Origin of the sequence: Aquabacterium soli, assembly GCF_003933735.1 — a bacterium.
In the GTDB taxonomy this organism is placed as follows: Bacteria; Pseudomonadota; Gammaproteobacteria; order Burkholderiales; family Burkholderiaceae_C; genus Aquabacterium; species Aquabacterium soli.
Window position 1 is genome coordinate 68,780 of record NZ_RSED01000021.1, and the last position, 17,327, is coordinate 86,106.

Sequence of the window (17,327 nt, forward strand, 5' to 3'; positions counted from 1 at the left end):
GGGGCTTTTGCATGGTGCCTGCAAAACCGCCACCTCGGCCCTGAACGGCACCACCCTCACCGCGTTTCATGCAAGACCAAGCACACGCCCCGGACAACGGCGGACCGATTTCCCGAAGCAGCCTCTGGCTGAAGGTGGCAGCCCTGCTGACCGTGCTGGCCTTGCTGTGGACCGCGGTGCTGGGCTGGTGGCTGCCCGGCTGGGTGCGCCCCCAGGTGGAGGCCGCCGCCACCGAGGCGCTCGGCACGCCGGTGCGCATTGGGGAGCTGGGCGTGCAACCATGGACACTGGAGGTCACAGCAAGCAGCATCGCGCTGGGCGCCAAAGGCGCAGAGCTGCTGACCGTGCAGCAGGCCCAGGCCCAGTTGTCGCTGGGCTCGCTGTGGCGGCTGGCGCCCGTGCTACGCCATGTCACCATCACCCGGCCTGAGCTGTGGGTGGAGCGCCAGCAGGCTGAACGCTTCAACTTCACGCCCATCCTGGAGCATCTGGCGGCGCATCAAAAACCCGAGCCGGCCGACACGGAGCCAGCCCGCTTCGCGGTCTACAACATCCGCGTGACCGACGGCCTGGTCCGATACGGTGACCGCGTGCTCGGTCAGACGCACCGCATCGAGGCGATCAACATCGGCGTGCCCTTCATCTCCAGCCTGGCGGCCGATGAAGACGTGAACGTTCAACCCCTGCTGGAAGCCCGCGTGGACGGCAGCCCGTTGCGCGTGGATGGCCGCACCCTGCCCTTCAAGGAAGGTCTGCATTCCGAGATCGATGTCCAATGGCGCGACGTGGACCTGCCCAAGTGGGCCGCGGCCGTGCGCCCCTTGCTGCCGCCGCAGGCCCAGGCCGATGTGGCGTCGGGCCGGCTGGCCGCCTCGCTCAAGATCGTCTTCGAAGAGCGCAAGGCACCGGCCATACCGCGCGTGGCCATCACCGGCGGGGTGGACGTGAACGACCTGCAACTGGCGTTGCCCGCCATGGGCTTGCAGGCCCAGTGGACATCGCTGAAGGTGGCGGGCATCGACAGCCTGCCGCTGGAGCGCCAGGCACGGGTGGGCAGCGTGGCACTGGATGGCGCGCGCATCGGGTTGCAACCCGCGGCGTCGATGGCCACCAGCACCACCAAACCGCTGGCGGCTGCAGCCAAGCCTGACACCACGGCCTTTAGCGCATCACGCGCCGCCACCGCCCCCGGGCCTGCGGCCTGGCGCTGGCAACTCGATCGCCTGCAGGTGAACGCCAAGGCGTTGGACATCCACCTGGCCGGCGCCGAGCCGCTTCCCACACTGGGACCCATCCACATCAGCCTCCATGGCCTGAACTCTCGCGCTGATGGGACCCCTGCCAAGCTGCACCTGGACGCAGCGGATCCTCACGGCATGGCCCTGTCTGTCGACGGCGGCGTACAGGCCCAACCGCCGCGCGCCACCTTGGACCTCAAGCTCGCAGGCCTGCAGGCGGCGCCCTGGCTCGCAGCGCTCGACAAGCTGCTGGCCCTGCCGGTGCAGCTGACGCAAGGAGCGTTGGCCGTCCAGACCCAGGTGGCGCTGGACAAAGACTCGTTGGCCCTGACGCAAGGCCATATCGGCTTGAAAGGCCTGAAAGTGCAGGCCTCTGCTCAAGGCGCGAAGGATGGCGTGTCACTGGCCGGGCTGGATGCCCAAGGCCTGCAAGCGCGCCTGCGCCTGCCATCAGCGGCCCAGGCATCGGCCCTGGAGTCGCTGACCCTGTCGACGCTGGCACTGGACAAGCTCGACGTGCGCGCCACCCACGATGCACAGGGCCACTGGCTGCTGCTGCCACCCGACGGCAAGGCCGCCACACCCACTGCTGCGCCCACCACCAACAACGCTCCCCTGCCCCAAGTGTCGGTGGCCGAACTGCGCTGCACCCAATGCGCCGTGGCCCTGACCGACCAAAGCGTTCAGCCCGCTTCGCAGGTGCAGCTCAGCCAGGCCGATCTGACGGTGCGCCAGGCCTCCAGCGACCTGGGGCGCTTCATGGGCTTCGCGCTGAACACACGCGCCCAGGGCAAGGGCCAGGTGCGCCTGACGGGCGAGGTGCGGCCCCAGCCCCTGTCGCTGCGCGGCAAGCTGGGCATCACGCAGCTGGACCTGCGCGCCATACAGCCCTACATCGAACCTCACGTCAACATCGCGCTGTCGCAGGCGCTGGCCAACGTGGATGGCAGCTTCAACGTGAACCTGCCGCTGGACAACGATGTGCACAAGCTGGACGCGCGCTACCAGGGCCATGTCAGCCTGGGCGATGTGCGTGTGCAGGACAGCGTCAACCAGGCCGACTTCATGCGCTGGAAGCTGCTGTCGGCCAAGGGCATGGACATCGCGTGGAAAGACCAGGCCCTCAAGGCCGACCTGGGCCGCATCGCGCTCAATGACTTCTACGGCCGCGTCATCATCAATCCCAATGGGCGCCTCAACCTGGCCGACATCGCCGACCGCGGCGCCGGGCAGGAGGCCAAGTCCCTGACCACGCCCCAGGGGGCACCAGGCACGCCCCAGGCCGTCGATCCCGGCACCGGCACGACCACCGGCAAGATCGCGCCCAAGACAGAAGCCACTACTGCGGCAGCCCCGTCCTCTGCAGCCTCGGCACCATCCACCACCGGCCCTGCGCCAGAGTTGCGCTGGCAGCACATCACCCTGAGCAAAGGCCGTGTCGATTTCACCGACAATTTCGTCAAGCCTAATTACTCGGCCCGCCTGACCAAGGTGGAAGGCGATGTCTCGGCCGTAGCATCGAGCAAGCCCGAGCCCGCGCAGGTGAAGATCTCGGGCGCCGTGGACGATGGCGCCCCCCTGCAGATCACCGGCCAGTTGCACCCGCTGGGCCCGCGCCTGTACACCGACATCCAGGGGTCGGCCAAGGGCATCGAGCTGACACGCCTGAGCCCCTATGCGGGCCGCTATGCCGGCTACGCCATCGATAAGGGCACCCTGTCGCTCACGGTGCACTACAAGGTCGACAACGGCAAGCTCGAAGCACAGAACCAGATCTTCCTGGACCAGCTCACCTTCGGAGACAAGGTCGACAGCCCCGACGCCACCAAGCTGCCTGTGCAACTGGCCATCTCGCTGCTCAAGAACAGCCGCGGCGAGATCGACATCAGCCTGCCCGTCTCCGGCTCGCTCGACGATCCGCAGTTCTCGGTGGGTGGGCTCATCTGGAAGGTGATCACCAACCTGCTGACCAGGGCCATCACCGCGCCCTTCTCGCTGCTGATGGGCGGCGCCTCGAACGAACTGGGCGCGGTGCCCTTCGACCCCGGCAGCGCCGAGTTGAGCGACACGGCCCGCCAGCGGCTGGACACCCTGGCCGCCAAGCTCAAGGACAAGCCGGCGCTGAAGCTGGAAGCCACCGGCCGTGCCGATGCGGCCATCGACGCCGAAGGCCTGCGCGATCGCCACGTGCGCAACCTGATGCGCGCCGCCAAGGCCAGATCCACCGGCCAGCCCTTGCCCGACGTGCGCATCGCGCCTGAAGAACGGGACCAGTGGCTCACTGCTGCCTACAAGGCCGCCGACATCAAGAAGCCGCGCAACCTGATCGGCCTGGCCAAGGCCCTGCCTCCCGCTGAGATGGAGGCCCTGCTCAAGGCCGGCGCCCCGGCCGACGACACGGCCCTCAAGGTGCTGGCAGACCGGCGCGGCGACCGCGTCAAGGCCTACCTGGCCGACAAGCTGCCGCCCGAGCGCGTGCTGCTCACGGCCTCCAGGCTGGGCAGCGAAGGCCTGCCCGCCGATGACAAGGACAGCGCGGCGCGCGTGCAGTTCACCATCCACTGAACACCATGGCAGAAGCCTTCAAGAACCTGATCAATGCCGAGGTGGTGCGCCAGGCCGGCCAGCACCTGCGGCGCGTGTGGCCAGCCTTCGACCAGCGCCGCTTCGAGCGCCTGGCACTGGACGGGCTGGACGACCTGGAGTTCAAGGCCCGTGCCCAGCACCTGGGGCTGGCCCTGCTGGCCACGATGCCGGATGACTTCCACCACGCTGCCGACGTGCTGGAGGCCAGCTTCAAACCCGTCATCCATGTGGAGGATCCGGACAAGGAGCTCGGCTTGCTGCGCACCGACGACACCGGCCTGGCCGGGTGGGTGCTGTGGCCCGTGGGCGAGTTCATCGCCCAGCGCGGGCTTGAGCACCCTGAGCGCGCGCTGCAGGCACTGCACGCGCTCACCCAGCGCTTCACGGCCGAGTTCGCCATCCGGCCCATCATCGTGGCCCACCCCGAGCTGTCGCTGCGCACCCTGGCCGGCTGGACCACCGACCCCAGCGCGCATGTGCGCCGACTGGTCAGCGAAGGCAGCCGCCCGCGCCTGCCCTGGGGCCTGCGCCTCAAGGCCCTGGTGCTCGACCCGACACCCACCCTGCCCTTGCTGGAAGCGCTGCAGGACGACGCGAGCGAGTACGTGCGCCGCAGCGTGGCCAATCACCTCAACGACATCGCCAAGGACCACCCCGAGCGCCTGGCCGACTGGCTGGAGTGCCACCTGCCCGATGCGCCGCTGACGCGCCAGCGCCTGCTGCGCCACGCCAGCCGCACGCTGATCAAGCAGGGCCATGGCCGCACCCTGAGCCTGTGGGGGCTGGGTGCGGCGCTCGACGGCAGCGTGCGCTGGCAGGTCTCGCCCAAGCGCGTGGCCATCGGCGAATCGGTGGCGCTCAGCCTCACGCTGGCTTCCACCAGCGCCAGCCCCCAGATTCTGGAGATCGACTACACCGTGCACCACGCCCGCGCCCAGGGCGGCGCCTCGGCCAAGACCTTCAAAGGCTGGCGCGTGAGCCTGGCACCCGGCGAGACGCTGCAGCTGGCGAAATCACATTCGATGCGGCCCGTGACCACGCGGCGCTACCACCCGGGCGAGCACCAGATCGATCTGCGCATCAACGGACAGACCGTGGCGCAGGCCGGCTTCAAGCTCACGGCCTGAGGCCTCTCCTCAGCCCAGGGTCTTGGCCGCCTCGGCCTCGTTGAAGCCGACCAGCAACACCTGGCCGCCACGCTCGATCACCGGGCGCTTGATCACGCTGGCCTGTGCCAGCATCAAGGCCTTGGCGCTGGCGGCATCCACCACGCCGGCCTTGGTGGCGTCGTCCAGCTTGCGCCAGGTCGTGCCCTGGCGGTTGACCAGCTTCTCCCAGCCGACCTGCTGGATCCAGTCGTCCAGCCGCTCGGCCGGTACGCCCTGCTTCTTGTAGTCGTGGAAGGTGACGGCCGCGCCCTGCCCGGCCAGCCACGCACGGGCCTTCTTGACGGTGTCGCAGTTGGGGATGCCGTAGAGGATCAGGTCGGAAGCAGACATGGGGTACCAGCAAGCGCGCAAAGACAATCGACGCGGCCGATGGTAACCGGGCGATCAGACCGGCGAGCCATCCCCCGATGCGATCGGCGTCAGGCGCTCACCCTCGTCGTCCGCGAACAGGCGCGAACGCGTCAGGAAGCGCACGCCGTGCGGCCCCTCCAACGAGAACATGCCGCCGCGCCCCGGCACCACGTCGATGATCAGCTGCGTGTGCTGCCAGTATGCGAACTGCGGCTTGCCGATGTAGAACGGCTCGCCGCCGATCTCGCCCAGCTTCACATCGGAGGCGCCGACCATCACCTCGCCCCACGGGAAACACATCGGAGCACTGCCGTCGCAGCAGCCCCCCGACTGGTGGAACATCAGCGGGCCATGCTGCTCGCGCAGGCGTTCGATCAAGGCCAGGGCGGCCGGCGTGGCCACCACGCGCTCGACCCGCGGCATCACGTGGGGCGCTTCGTTCATGGCCACGCCCTCCATCAGAAGAAACCCATGGCGTTCGGGCTGTAGCTCACCAGCAGGTTCTTGGTCTGCTGGTAGTGGTCGAGCATCATCTTGTGGTTCTCACGCCCGATGCCCGATTGCTTGTAGCCGCCGAAGGCCGCGTGCGCCGGGTACAGGTGGTAGCAGTTGGTCCACACGCGGCCGGCCTTGATGCCACGGCCCATGCGGAAGGCGCGGTTGCCGTCGCGGCTCCACACGCCGGCGCCCAGGCCATACAGGGTGTCGTTGGCCAGGCTCAGGGCCTCGGCCTCGTCCTTGAAGGTGGTCATGGACACCACAGGCCCGAAGATCTCTTCCTGGAAGATGCGCATGCGGTTGTGGCCCTGGAAGATGGTCGGCTGGATGTAGTAGCCATCGCCCAGTTCGCCCGCCAGGCTGGCACGGCCGCCGCCCGTCAGGCAGATGGCGCCTTCCTGCCTGCCGATGTCCAGGTAGGACAGGATTTTCTCGACCTGCTCGCTGGAGGCCTGCGCGCCGATCATGGTGTCGGTGTCCAGCGGGTGGCCCTGCTTGATGGCCTGCACGCGCTTGACCACACGCTCCATGAACTTGTCGGCGATCGACTCCTGCACCAGCGCGCGGCTCGGGCAGGTGCACACCTCGCCCTGGTTCAGCGCGAACAGCGCGAAGCCCTCCAGCGCCTTGTCGAAGAACTCGTCGTCCTGCGCGGCCACGTCGTCGAAGAAGATATTGGGGCTTTTGCCGCCCAGCTCCAGGGTCACCGGGATCAGGTTCTGGCTGGCGTACTGCATGATCAGCCGGCCCGTCGTCGTCTCGCCCGTGAAGGCGATCTTGGCGATGCGCTTGCTCGATGCGAGCGGCTTGCCCGCCTCCAGGCCGAAACCGTTGACGATGTTGAGCACGCCTGGCGGCAGGATGTCGGCGATCAGCTCGGCCAGCACCAGGATGCCCACCGGTGTCTGCTCGGCGGGTTTGAGCACCACGCAGTTGCCGGCGGCCAACGCCGGGGCCAGCTTCCAGGCGGCCATCAGGATGGGGAAGTTCCACGGGATGATCTGGCCGACCACACCCAGCGGCTCGTGGAAGTGGTAGGCCACGGTGTCGCCGTCGATCTCGCCCAGCGAGCCCTCCTGCGAGCGCACGCAAGCCGCGAAGTAGCGGAAATGGTCGATCGCCAGCGGGATGTCGGCCGCCAGCGTCTCGCGCACGGGCTTGCCGTTGTCCCAGGTCTCGGCCACCGCCAGCATCTCCAGGTTGGCCTCCAGGCGATCGGCAACCTTGTTGAGCAGGCCGGCGCGCTGGGCGGCAGGCGTGCGGCCCCAGGCATCGGCGGCGGCATGCGCGGCGTCCAGCGCCAGGTTCACATCCTCCTCGGTGGAGCGGGCCACCTGGCAGAACACCTGCCCCGTCACCGGCGTGACATTGTCGAAGTACTGGCCCTTGGTCGGGGCCACCCACTGGCCATTGATGAAGTTGTCGTACCGCTTCTTGAAAGTGATCAACGAGCCGTCGGATCCGGGGTTGGCGTAGCGCATGTGAGGTCTCCTGTGGTGAACCTTGAGGGTGATCGCGGCCGGCGATGCCGCCTGGCCTGCCCACCTCACAGCGCAGGGCGTGTGCCATCTGGGGTTTGTCCCGTCTTGCGTCCCTTTTTCCATGGCCGCCACAGAGGACATCATGGCCTTGGCAGGGTTTTCATCACGCTGTGCCTGTCCTGCGTCAAATAATGACGCTGTCCCGTTCTGACACAGGGGCAACCCGGGTGTGACACCCCCTTGCCGGACGCATACTGGCGTCCGATTTGCCGAGGCACCTGCATGCAATTGACGCCCCAACCGTCCGCCGACCGCCTGGTCGAAGCCCGCCGCCATCTGCTGGAAAGCGGCGAGGTGCCGCCGGGGCTGCTGCGGGACGATCTGGCGCGGTCCTGGATGCGCAGCCAGCAGGCGGGCCTGTCGCCCATCGACGCCCTGGCCGCCACGCCCGTCAGCAATGCCAGCCAGTTGCGCCAGGCCTTGAGCGTGGAAAGCGACCTGCTGGCGCATGCCCGCCCGGTGATGGAGTTCGTCTACGACCAGATGCGCGACTCCGGCAGCATGGTGCTGCTGGCCGATGCGCGCGGCCTGCTGCTGCACAACCTGGGCGACGCCGATTTCCTGGAGCGCGCCGACCGCGTGGCCTTGCGCCCCGGCGCCCTGTGGCTGGAAGAACAGCGCGGCACCAACGCCATCGGCACCACGCTGGCCGAGGGCAAGGCCGTGGTCGTGCAGGGTGCCGAGCACTACCTTGAGCGCAACAGCTTCCTGACCTGCGCGGCAGCGCCGGTGATGGCCCCGGATGGCCGCCTGCGCGGCGTGCTCGACATCTCGGGCGACCAGCGCAACCACCACCCACACACCTTCGCGCTGGTGCGCTCGGCCGCCCGCATGATCGAGGACCGGCTGTTCCATGCCCGCCATCCACAGGATCTGCTGCTGCGCCTGCACCCCCACGCCGAAGGCCTGGGCTCGGTCGGCGAAGGGCTGGTGGCCTTGAGCGAAGACGGCTGGATCATGGGCGCCAACGCCATCGCCCAGCAGTGGCTGGGCCTGACCTCCGCACAGATCGGCGCCACCACGCTGGACCGCGTGCTCGGCCCCCATGCCATGCGCCTGCAGAGCCTGCCCGCCACCGGCATCCCCACCCGCGTGGTGACCATGCAGGGCCAGAACCTGTTCGTGCGCGACGAGCCCGAGCGCCGCCGCCGCGTGTGGGCCACCGCCAACCCCACCAAGGCCCGGCCCGCGCCCGCCGCGCCGCAGCCCACCCTCGCGGCCCGCCCGCCCCGGCCGCGCGGCACCCACGACGACCCGCGCATCCTGCTGGCCATGCAGCGATCGCTGAAGGTGCAGGCCCAGGGCATCGCGGTGCTGCTGCAAGGCGAATCGGGCACCGGCAAAGAGGTGTTTGCGCGCACCCTGCACGCCGATGGCGAGCGCTCGACAGGCCCGTTCGTGGCCGTGAACTGCGCCGCCCTGCCCGAGACCCTGATCGAGGCAGAACTGTTCGGCTACGTGGGCGGCGCCTTCACCGGCGCTCGCCGCGAAGGCGCACCAGGGCGCATCCGCCAGGCCGATGGCGGCACCCTGTTCCTGGACGAGATCGGAGACATGCCCCTGGCCCTGCAAGCCCGGCTGCTGCGTGTGCTTCAAGACCGGGAAGTGGTGCCCGTGGGCGGGTGCACGCCCGTGCCGGTGGATTTCGTGCTGGTGTGCGCCACCCACCACCAGTTGCGGGAAGCCGTCACCCGCCATGAATTCCGCGAGGATCTGTACTGGCGCATCAACGGCCTGACCGTGCAACTGCCGCCGCTGCGCGAGCGGGGCGATCTGGTCGAGCTGATCGACGACATGCTGCACAGCCTGGCCCACGACATGAAACGCGCCCAGGCCCCCAGCATGGCCGACGAGGTGGTGCAGGCCCTGAGCCAGCATCCCTGGCCCGGCAACCTGCGCCAGTTGCACGCGGCCCTGCGCACCGCCTGCGCCCTGCTCGGCCCACACGATGAAGAGCTCGACTGGGAGCACTTCAGCGAAGACCTCTGGGATGACGTGTTCTCCAAGCCTTATCGCGAAGAGCCAGAACTGGTCACGGTGCTCAGCGGATACGCCGCGGGCGGCGCGCCCGCCGACACGCCGCAGCCAGACGGTGAGACCAACCTCAAGCGCCTGTCCAGCCGCGCCATCGAACAGGCCATCCGCGCCAGCAGCGGCAACATGTCCGATGCCGCCCGGCGCCTGGGCATCAGCCGCAACACGCTGTACCGGCGTCTCAAACAGATCAAGTCCGGCCAGGCGGTTTGACCTGCCCGGCGCATCGACCGCCCGGGGCTTGGTAGCATTGCACCCATGAGCACCACCGCCACCAACGTCGACCCCCAGGAACTGGCCAAATTCAGCGAGCTGGCCCACCGCTGGTGGGACCCGGAAAGCGAATTCCGCCCCCTGCACCAGATCAACCCGCTGCGCCTGGACTGGATCGACCAGTTGGCCAGCATCAAGGGCAAGCGCGTGGTGGATGTGGGCTGCGGCGGCGGCATCCTGGCCGAATCCATGGCCCGCAAGGGCGCCGACGTGCTGGGCATCGACCTGGCGGACAAACCCCTGAAGGTGGCCCAGCTGCACGCCATGGAAGGCGGCGTGGCCAACCTGGCCTACCGCTCCGTGGCCGCCGAGGCCCTGGCCGCCGAGCAGCCCGCGCAGTTCGATGTCGTCACCTGCATGGAGATGCTGGAACACGTGCCCGACCCGTCGTCCATCGTGCGGGCCTGCACGCAGATGGTCAAGCCGGGCGGCTGGGTGTTCTTCTCGACCATCAACCGCAACCCCAAGAGCTTCCTGTTCGCCATCGTGGGTGCGGAGTACATCCTCAAGCTGCTGCCCAAGGGCACGCACGAGTTCGCCCGCTTCATCCAGCCGGCCGAACTGGCCCGCTGGTGCCGCGAGGCGGGGCTGTCGACCCAGCAGATGAAGGGCATGGAGTACAACCCCATCACCCAGCGCTACTGGCTCTCGGGCGACACCAGCGTGAACTACCTGGTGGCCTGCCGCAAGCCGGCTTGACGCGATGAGCGCTTCCACCATCCACTGGGCGCAGCCGCCCCAGGCCGTGCTGTTCGACCTGGACGGCACCTTGGCCGACACCGCCGGTGACCTGGCCGGCGCCCTCAACACCTTGCGCCTGCAGCGGGGCCTGGATCCGCTGCCCGTCGAACGCCTGCGCCCGCATGCATCGGCCGGTGCGCGCGGCCTGATCGGCGCAGGCCTGGACATCCACCCCGGCAGCGACGAGTACGAGCCGCTGCGCCTGGCCTTCCTGGAGGCTTACGCCGCCGGCCTGGCCAACACCACCCGCCTGTTCGATGGCATGCCCGAGCTGCTGGCCGCACTGGAAGGCCGTGGCCTGCGCTGGGGCGTGATCACCAACAAGGTCCACCGCTTCACCATCCCCGTGATGGAGGGCCTGGGCCTGACGCAGCGCGCCGCCGTGATCATCAGCGGCGACACCACCGCGCACCCCAAGCCCCACCCCCTGCCCTTGCTGACCGCCTGCGAACAACTGGGCATCCCGCCGCAGGCCGCGATGTACGTGGGCGATGACCTGCGCGACATCCAGGCCGCCCAGGCCGCCGGCATGCCCAGCGTGGCCGCCGCCTGGGGCTACCTGGGCGAGGCCGTGGGCATCGAGCAATGGGGCGCCGATGTGATCAGCGCCAAGCCGCTGGATCTGCTCGCACTGCTGTGAAGCACGGCAATGCCTGGGGCCGTCAGGCGTTGTCCGGCCCAATCACGGCGTGCAGGGTCACCTGATCCCCGCCTTCGCGGTCACGCGTGCGCAGCCACCAGACCGAGCCCTTCTTGATCACCCAGGGCTGGGTGGTGTCGGCAGCCTCCAGCAGGCGCGCCAGGGCCAGGCCCAGCGTGGGGTTGTGGCCCACCACCAGCACCGCCTCACGGCTGCGCGGAAAACGCGCCGCTGCCAGCAGATCGTCCACGCCATGGGCGGGTGACAAGGCCTCCACCGTCTTGAACGCGCGGCCCAGGGCCCGCGCCGTCTGCTGGGCCCGCAAGGCGGGGCTTACCAGCACCCGTGTGGAGTCGGTCAGGTGCTTGTTCAGCCAATCGGCCACCCGCACGGCCTGTCGCTCCCCCTTGGAGCTCAAGGGGCGGGCCATGTCGGCCACGGGGTCGTCCAGAGGGTCGCCGGCATGGGCATGCCGCCAGATGATCAGGTCCATGCGCGTGCCCCTTTCCCTTGTCGTGGCACCCGCACCGCTCAGGTGGCGGCGCGGTAGCGTTCCATCAGGGCCTGCTGGGCGCTGTGCCCATCCTGGCCCACCCGTTCATAGCGACCGTCGCTCAACTGCTGCCAGGCATCGCGGCCATCGAGCAGGTAGGGCACCAGGCATTCATCAATGACGCGCTGGCGCAGCTTGGCGTCGTGCACCGGCCAGGCGATCTCGATGCGCCGCGTCATGTTGCGGTTCATCCAGTCGGCACTGGAAAGATACAGCGATTCGTCGTCCTTGCCCCGGCCCCAACGCGTGTAGATGACACGGGTGTGCTCCAGCATGCGGCCCACCACGGAGCGCACGCGGATGCGGTCGGTCACCCCGGCCACGCCGGGCGGCAGCACACAGGCGCCGCGCACGATCAGGTCGATGCGGGCACCGGCCTGGCCGGCCTCCATCAAGGCGCGAATCAGGGGCTCGTCGGTCAGGGAATTGACCTTGACCACGATGCGAGTCGGCACGCCCGCGCGGGCGGCTTCGGTCACTCGGTGGATCTCGCGCAGCAGGCGCTTGTGCAGCGTGAAGGGCGCCAGCAGCAACTGGTGCGGCGCCTTGGGCTGGTTCAGGCTGGCCAGGTGCTGGAAGATCATGTCCATGTCGGACGTGATGTGCGGATCGGCCGTGAGCCAGCCCACGTCGGTGTAGAGACTGGCCGTCTTCGGGTTGTAGTTGCCCGTGGACAGGTGCGCGTAGCGGCGCAGGCGCGAGCCTTCACGGCGCGTCACCAGCAGCATCTTGGCGTGGGTCTTGAGACCCACGACGCCATACACCACCTGAGCCCCCAGCGCCTCGAGGCGTTCGGCCCAGTTGATGTTGGCCTCTTCGTCGAAGCGGGCCTTGAGCTCCACCACGGCCAGCACTTCCTTGCCGCGGCGCACCGCCTCCAGCAGCAGCTCCATCAGCACGGACTCGCTGCCCGTGCGGTAGATGGTCTGCTTGATGGCCAGCACGTCCGGATCGTGCACCGCCTCGCGCAGGAAGGCCACCACCGCATCGAAGGATTCGAAGGGGTGGTGCAGCATCACGTCGCCATCCTGAAGGCTGTCGAGGATGTCCACCCGCGGCAGATCTTCAGGCCAGCCCGCCACATAGGGCGCAAAGCGCAGGTCGCTGGTGTCGGCCTGGTCGATCAGCTGCGTCAGGCGGCCCAGGTTGACCGGGCCGTGCACCTTGTACAGACACTCGACCGGCAGGTTGAACTGCTCAAGCAGGAAGTCGGACAGATCAAGCGGACAGGAATCGACCACCTCCAGGCGGATGGCCTGGCCGAACTGGCGCGTGCTCATCTTCGAGCGCAGCGCCTTGCGCAGGTCGGTCACATCGTCTTCGTCCACCTCGATGTCGGAATCACGGGTAAGGCGGAACTGCGAGAACGCCACGATCTCACGGCCCGGGAAGAGCTCGGTCAGGTGGGCCCGCACCACGCTGGACAGCAGCACGAAGGCCTGGCGCCCGCCCGACAGGTTGTCGGGCAACTTGATGACGCGCGGCAGCACGCGCGGGATGCGCACGATGGCGATGGCGTTGTCACGCCCGAACGCATCCAGGCCGCCCAGCTTGACGATGAAGTTCAGCGTCTTGTTGGCCACCTGCGGAAAGGGGTGCGAGGGATCGAGCCCGATGGGCGTGAGCAGCGGCTGGACCTGCTTGCGGAAGAAGCGCGCCACCCAGTCACGCTGGGCGTCGTCGCGGTCGGCATGGTTGAGGATGACCACGCCGGCCTCGCACAGCATGGGCAGCAGCTCGGCGTTGAAGACCTGGTACTGCTCCTGCACCAGCTGGTGCACCTCTTCGGCGATGCCGGCCAGGTATTGCGGCCCGATGCCGGTGCCCCGCAGCTTGGAGGCCTCGATCAAGTCGGCATAGCGAACCTCGAAGAACTCGTCCATGTTGGACGAGACGATGCAGACGTAGCGCAGGCGCTCCAGCAGTGGCACATCGGGCCGCTGGGACTGCGCCAGCACACGGCGGTTGAACTCGAGGATGGCGCGCTCGCGGCTGAGCAGCGCCAGCTTGTTGGCATCGGGTGGGGGTACCACACCCTTGTCGCCCACCTCTTTCACATCGACCTGATTGTTGTTCACCGAATCACCACTTCCACACCAGACAAACTGCCCTCGGAGTTTGACACCTGGTCATGACACTTCCATGACAACTCGATGACAGCATACCCTGCCGAACGGATCATGGCGCGCCAGCGATGGGCGGAGAAACACGCATGCACGCGCCCATCTGCCGGCATCTGCAGGGATCAGTGCGCAGCCTCCCAGTTGGGGCCGCTGCCCACCTCGGCCAGCAGCGGCACCCGCAGCTCGGCCACCGAGGCCATCAGGCGAGGCAGCTCGGCCCGCACCCAGTCCAGCTCGGCTTCGGGCACCTCCAGCACCAGTTCATCGTGCACCTGCATGATCATGCGGCTGGCCTTGCCTTGCTCGTCCAGCGCCTTCTGCACGGCCACCATGGCGAGCTTGATCAGATCGGCTGCGGTGCCCTGCATGGGCGCGTTGATGGCCGCGCGCTCGGCCCCTGCCCGGCTGGGGCCGTTGGGGCTGTTGATCTCGGGCAGCCACAGGCGGCGGCCGAACACCGTCTCCACATAGCCCTGCGCCTTGGCGGAGGCCCGGGTCTCGTCCATGTAGCGCTTGACGCCGGCGAAGCGGTGGAAATAGCGCTCGATGTAGGACGAGGCGGCCGACCGGTCGATGCCCAGGTTCTTGGCCAGGCCGTGGGCGCTCATGCCGTAGATCAGACCGAAGTTGATGACCTTGGCGTAGCGGCGCTGCTCGCTCGACACCGCGTCGACGGCCACGCCGAACACCTCACTGGCGGTGGCCCTGTGCACATCCACGCCCTCGGCGAAGGCGCGCAGCAGGTTCTCGTCCTGCGAGATGTGCGCCATGATGCGCAGCTCGATCTGCGAATAGTCGGCCGACACGATGCAATGCCCCGGCGGGGCGATGAAGGCCTCGCGGATGCGGCGGCCCTCGGTCGTGCGCACGGGGATGTTTTGCAGGTTGGGGTCGTTGCTCGACAGCCGCCCCGTGACCGCCACGGCCTGCGCGTAATTGGTGTGCACGCGGCCGGTGCGGGGGTTGATCATCAAAGGCAGCTTGTCCGTGTAGGTGGACTTGAGCTTGGCCAGGCCGCGGTACTCGAGGATGCGTGCCGGCAAGGGGTAATCCTCGGCCAGCTTTTCCAGCACTTCCTCATTGGTCGAAGGCGCCCCCGTGGCGGTCTTCTTGACGACCGGCAAGCCCTGCTTGACGAACAGGATCTCGCCGAGCTGCTTGGGCGAGCCGAGGTTGAAGGGCTGGCCTGCCAGTTCGTAGGTTTCCTGCTCCAGCGCCACGATGCGTTGCGCCAGCTCCTGGCTTTGCTGGCGCAGCAGGTCCGCGTCGATCAGCACACCGTTGCGCTCGATGCGTTGCAGCACGGTGGCCACCGGCATCTCCAGGCGTTGGTAGACATCGAGCAGGCCCGCATCGGCCTGCACCTGCGGCCACAGCACGCGGTGCACATGCAAGGTCAGGTCGCTGTCCTCGCAGGCGTACTGAGCGGCGCGCTCGACCGCCACCTGCGAGAAGGGAATCTGCTTCGCACCCTTGCCGGCCACGTCTTCGTAGCTCAGGCCCTGGCGGCCCAGGTGGCGCTGAGCCAGGCTTTCCAGGCTGTGCGGCTTGTGGGCCTCCAGCACGTAGCTTTGCAGCAGGGTGTCGTGCACATAGCCGCGCACCGTGATGCCATGGTTGGCCAGCACATGGGTGTCGTACTTGATGTGCTGGCCCAGCTTGGGCTTGGCGGCATCCTCGAACCAGGGCTTCAGGCGCGTCAGCACTTCGTCCAGCGGCAGCTGATCGGGCGCATCGGGGCCGTCGTGGCGCAGCGGAATGTAGGCCCCTTCGCCCACGTCGGTGGACAGACTGATGCCCACGATGCGCGCGATCATGCCGTCTAGCGAATCGGTCTCGGTGTCCAGCGACACCAGCTCGGCCGTGTTGATCTTGTCCAGCCACCGATCAAAGGTGGGCCAATCAAGCACGGTGTCGTATTGCAGGTTGGCCGGCACCGGGAAGGCCGCGGTCTCGGGCCCATCGCCGCTGTCGCCCGGCATGCCGAACAGGTCGGGCGCAGGCACCGCGTTGCCATCGCCACCGCCCAGGGCCTGTTCAATCTCGCGTTTCCAGGTCTTGAAGCCGTGGGTGCTGTAGAAATCCAGCAGGCCCGGCAGATCGGGCTGGCGCAGCACCAGCGAATCCAGGCTGGGCCAGCCTTCGACGTGGCCCAGCAAATCGCAGTCGGTCTGGATGGTGATCAGGCGGCGGCCTTGCGGCAGCCAGTCCAGCGCCTTGCGCAGGTTATCGCCGGCCACACCTTTGATGCCCGCGGCATTGGCGATGACAGCATCCAGCGAGCCGTGCTCGGTCAGCCACTTCACCGCCGTCTTGGGGCCGACCTTGTCAACGCCGGGCACGTTGTCCACGGCATCGCCGATCAGGGTCAGGTAATCGATGATGCGGTTGGGCGCCACGCCGAACTTGGCCAGCACACCGGCCTCGTCCAACGTTTCGTTGGTCATCGTGTTGACCAGCGTGGTGGCGGGCGTGACCAGCTGGGCCATGTCCTTGTCACCCGTGGACACGACCACGTCATAGCCGCAGCGCTCTGCCACCACTGCCAGCGTGCCGATGGCGTCATCGGCCTCGATGCCCGGCACCTCCAGGATGGGCCAGCCCATCAGGCGCACCACGTCGTGGATGGGGTCGATCTGCGCGGCCAGGTCTTCGGGCATGGGCGGGCGGTGGGCCTTGTACTCGGCATACCACTCATTGCGGAAGGTGGGACCCTTGGCATCGAACACGCACACGGCATGGCCACTGGGCACCTGCTCACGCAAGCGCCGCAGCATGTTGACCATGCCATGCATGGCTCCAGTGGGCTCGCCCTGCGGGCCACGCAGATCAGGCATCGCGTGGAAAGCGCGGTAAAGATAGCTGGAGCCATCGACCAGCAGCAGGACGGGTTTTTCAGGGGGGGACAGGAGGTCAGCACTCATGCAGCGATTGTCGCCGGGAAAAGAAAAAGGCCACCCGGAGGTGGCCATGCTTAGCAGCAGGAGGGAGGTCAGAAGTCGACCTGAGCACCCAAGCCGAAAGAAGAAACGCTGAACTTCTGGCTGTTCAACTGCGCTCGAGTGAAGTCATAAGCGCCGACGATCTTGATCGTCTTGTAAATGGGGTATTCAATACCCGCACCCAAGTACAGCGAAGGATGCTGTTCGTCATCATCTGCGCCACCGGCCTTGACCTGTGCAGTCGTTGCGGCTACCCCAACCTTGCCACTGATGGCCAGCCCACGGAAAACATCGACTTTCAGCACCGCTGCCAGCACGATCGACTTGACAAGGCCCTCTTCGCGCGAATCTCCCTTGACCTTGCCAAAGTTGATGAGGGCCGCTTCAACGCCCGCGGATGACGACAACATGGAGCCGGCATACACTTTGTAGCCTGTGGCCTTGTTATCGCAATTAGAGACGCCATAGCTGCTGCATACGCGATCATTGTTGTAATCGCTCATCTGCACCAGTGCACCGGCATAGCTCTGGGCCTGTGCGCCCACGGCAACCGCACCGAGCATCAGCGCGATCAACGATTTCACCCCTGTTGAAGACAACATATTTCGTACCCCTAAGGAAGGTCTGCACAACGTGAT

Annotated in this window: 12 protein-coding genes; 5 read left to right on the forward strand and 7 right to left on the reverse strand. The window is 67.5% G+C overall.

The window, feature by feature from the left end; translation table 11 throughout:
• The first annotated feature begins 68 nt into the window (after positions 1-68).
• Together EIP75_RS20270 and EIP75_RS20275 are read left to right on the forward strand one after the other, a co-directional pair.
• A complete protein-coding gene (locus EIP75_RS20270; RefSeq protein WP_125245014.1) occupies positions 69-3,803 on the forward strand; it encodes a DUF748 domain-containing protein in 3,735 nt (1,244 codons plus the stop codon).
• A gap of 5 nt (positions 3,804-3,808) precedes the next feature.
• Complete coding sequence (locus EIP75_RS20275; protein WP_125245015.1) at positions 3,809-4,951, forward strand: DNA alkylation repair protein; 1,143 nt, start codon at positions 3,809-3,811, stop codon at positions 4,949-4,951.
• A gap of 9 nt (positions 4,952-4,960) precedes the next feature.
• Here the strand turns inward: EIP75_RS20275 and EIP75_RS20280 are convergent, their stop codons facing one another.
• Genes EIP75_RS20280 through adh form a run of 3 tightly spaced genes read right to left on the reverse strand, consistent with a single transcriptional unit; the run spans position 4,961 to position 7,323 of the window.
• Entirely contained in the window at positions 4,961-5,323 is a 363-nt protein-coding gene (locus EIP75_RS20280) for an ArsC family reductase (protein WP_125245016.1), read from the reverse strand.
• A 54-nt stretch (positions 5,324-5,377) separates the two neighbouring features.
• The gene (locus tag EIP75_RS20285) at positions 5,378-5,788 is read right to left on the reverse strand and encodes a DUF779 domain-containing protein (RefSeq protein WP_199758656.1); all 411 of its coding nucleotides are present in this window, start codon (positions 5,786-5,788) and stop codon (positions 5,378-5,380) included.
• 14 nt (positions 5,789-5,802) lie between these two features.
• Entirely contained in the window at positions 5,803-7,323 is a 1,521-nt protein-coding gene (adh, locus tag EIP75_RS20290) for an aldehyde dehydrogenase (RefSeq protein WP_125245017.1), read from the reverse strand.
• Between the two features lie 282 nt (positions 7,324-7,605).
• On the opposite strand from adh, the gene EIP75_RS20295 reads away from it, so the two are divergent.
• From EIP75_RS20295 to EIP75_RS20305, 3 genes are read left to right on the forward strand one after another with little or no spacing between them, the layout of a single operon-like run.
• Positions 7,606-9,630 carry a sigma-54-dependent Fis family transcriptional regulator gene (locus EIP75_RS20295; protein WP_125245018.1) on the forward strand — a complete coding sequence of 675 codons (2,025 nt, stop codon included), beginning with the start codon at positions 7,606-7,608 and terminating at the stop codon, positions 9,628-9,630.
• A 45-nt stretch (positions 9,631-9,675) separates the two neighbouring features.
• Positions 9,676-10,389: a bifunctional 2-polyprenyl-6-hydroxyphenol methylase/3-demethylubiquinol 3-O-methyltransferase UbiG gene (gene ubiG / locus EIP75_RS20300; protein ID WP_125245019.1), complete on the forward strand. Its 714-nt coding sequence runs from the start codon at positions 9,676-9,678 to the stop codon at positions 10,387-10,389.
• A 4-nt stretch (positions 10,390-10,393) separates the two neighbouring features.
• On the forward strand, positions 10,394-11,071 hold the full coding sequence (locus EIP75_RS20305; RefSeq protein WP_125245020.1) for an HAD family hydrolase: 678 nt from the start codon (positions 10,394-10,396) through the stop codon (positions 11,069-11,071).
• A gap of 22 nt (positions 11,072-11,093) precedes the next feature.
• Here the strand turns inward: EIP75_RS20305 and EIP75_RS20310 are convergent, their stop codons facing one another.
• The 4 genes from EIP75_RS20310 to EIP75_RS20325 all read right to left on the reverse strand — a co-directional run.
• Positions 11,094-11,564 carry a SixA phosphatase family protein gene (locus EIP75_RS20310; protein WP_125245021.1) on the reverse strand — a complete coding sequence of 157 codons (471 nt, stop codon included), beginning with the start codon at positions 11,562-11,564 and terminating at the stop codon, positions 11,094-11,096.
• A gap of 38 nt (positions 11,565-11,602) precedes the next feature.
• Positions 11,603-13,702, reverse strand: a complete 2,100-nt coding sequence (gene ppk1, locus EIP75_RS20315) for a polyphosphate kinase 1 (RefSeq protein WP_125245022.1) — start codon at positions 13,700-13,702, stop codon at positions 11,603-11,605.
• Between the two features lie 167 nt (positions 13,703-13,869).
• Complete coding sequence (gene polA, locus EIP75_RS20320) at positions 13,870-16,671, reverse strand: DNA polymerase I (RefSeq protein ID WP_199758657.1); 2,802 nt, start codon at positions 16,669-16,671, stop codon at positions 13,870-13,872.
• A gap of 68 nt (positions 16,672-16,739) precedes the next feature.
• On the reverse strand, positions 16,740-17,327 hold a 588-nt coding region (locus tag EIP75_RS20325; protein ID WP_233584959.1), incomplete at its 5' end, for an outer membrane beta-barrel protein.

Bases quoted from the DNA above. Each gene is read 5' to 3' on its own strand.
- EIP75_RS20310 (WP_125245021.1), bottom strand. From the start codon at position 11,564: ATGGACCTGATCATCTGGCGGCATGCCCATGCCGGCGACCCTCTGGAC.
- EIP75_RS20295 (WP_125245018.1), top strand. From the start codon at position 7,606: ATGCAATTGACGCCCCAACCGTCCGCCGACCGCCTGGTCGAAGCCCGC.
- EIP75_RS20285 (WP_199758656.1), bottom strand. From the start codon at position 5,788: ATGAACGAAGCGCCCCACGTGATGCCGCGGGTCGAGCGCGTGGTGGCC.
- EIP75_RS20270 (WP_125245014.1), top strand. From the start codon at position 69: ATGCAAGACCAAGCACACGCCCCGGACAACGGCGGACCGATTTCCCGA.
- EIP75_RS20305 (WP_125245020.1), top strand. From the start codon at position 10,394: ATGAGCGCTTCCACCATCCACTGGGCGCAGCCGCCCCAGGCCGTGCTG.
- EIP75_RS20275 (WP_125245015.1), top strand. From the start codon at position 3,809: ATGGCAGAAGCCTTCAAGAACCTGATCAATGCCGAGGTGGTGCGCCAG.
- adh (WP_125245017.1), bottom strand. From the start codon at position 7,323: ATGCGCTACGCCAACCCCGGATCCGACGGCTCGTTGATCACTTTCAAG.
- polA (WP_199758657.1), bottom strand. From the start codon at position 16,671: ATGAGTGCTGACCTCCTGTCCCCCCCTGAAAAACCCGTCCTGCTGCTG.
- ubiG (WP_125245019.1), top strand. From the start codon at position 9,676: ATGAGCACCACCGCCACCAACGTCGACCCCCAGGAACTGGCCAAATTC.
- EIP75_RS20280 (WP_125245016.1), bottom strand. From the start codon at position 5,323: ATGTCTGCTTCCGACCTGATCCTCTACGGCATCCCCAACTGCGACACC.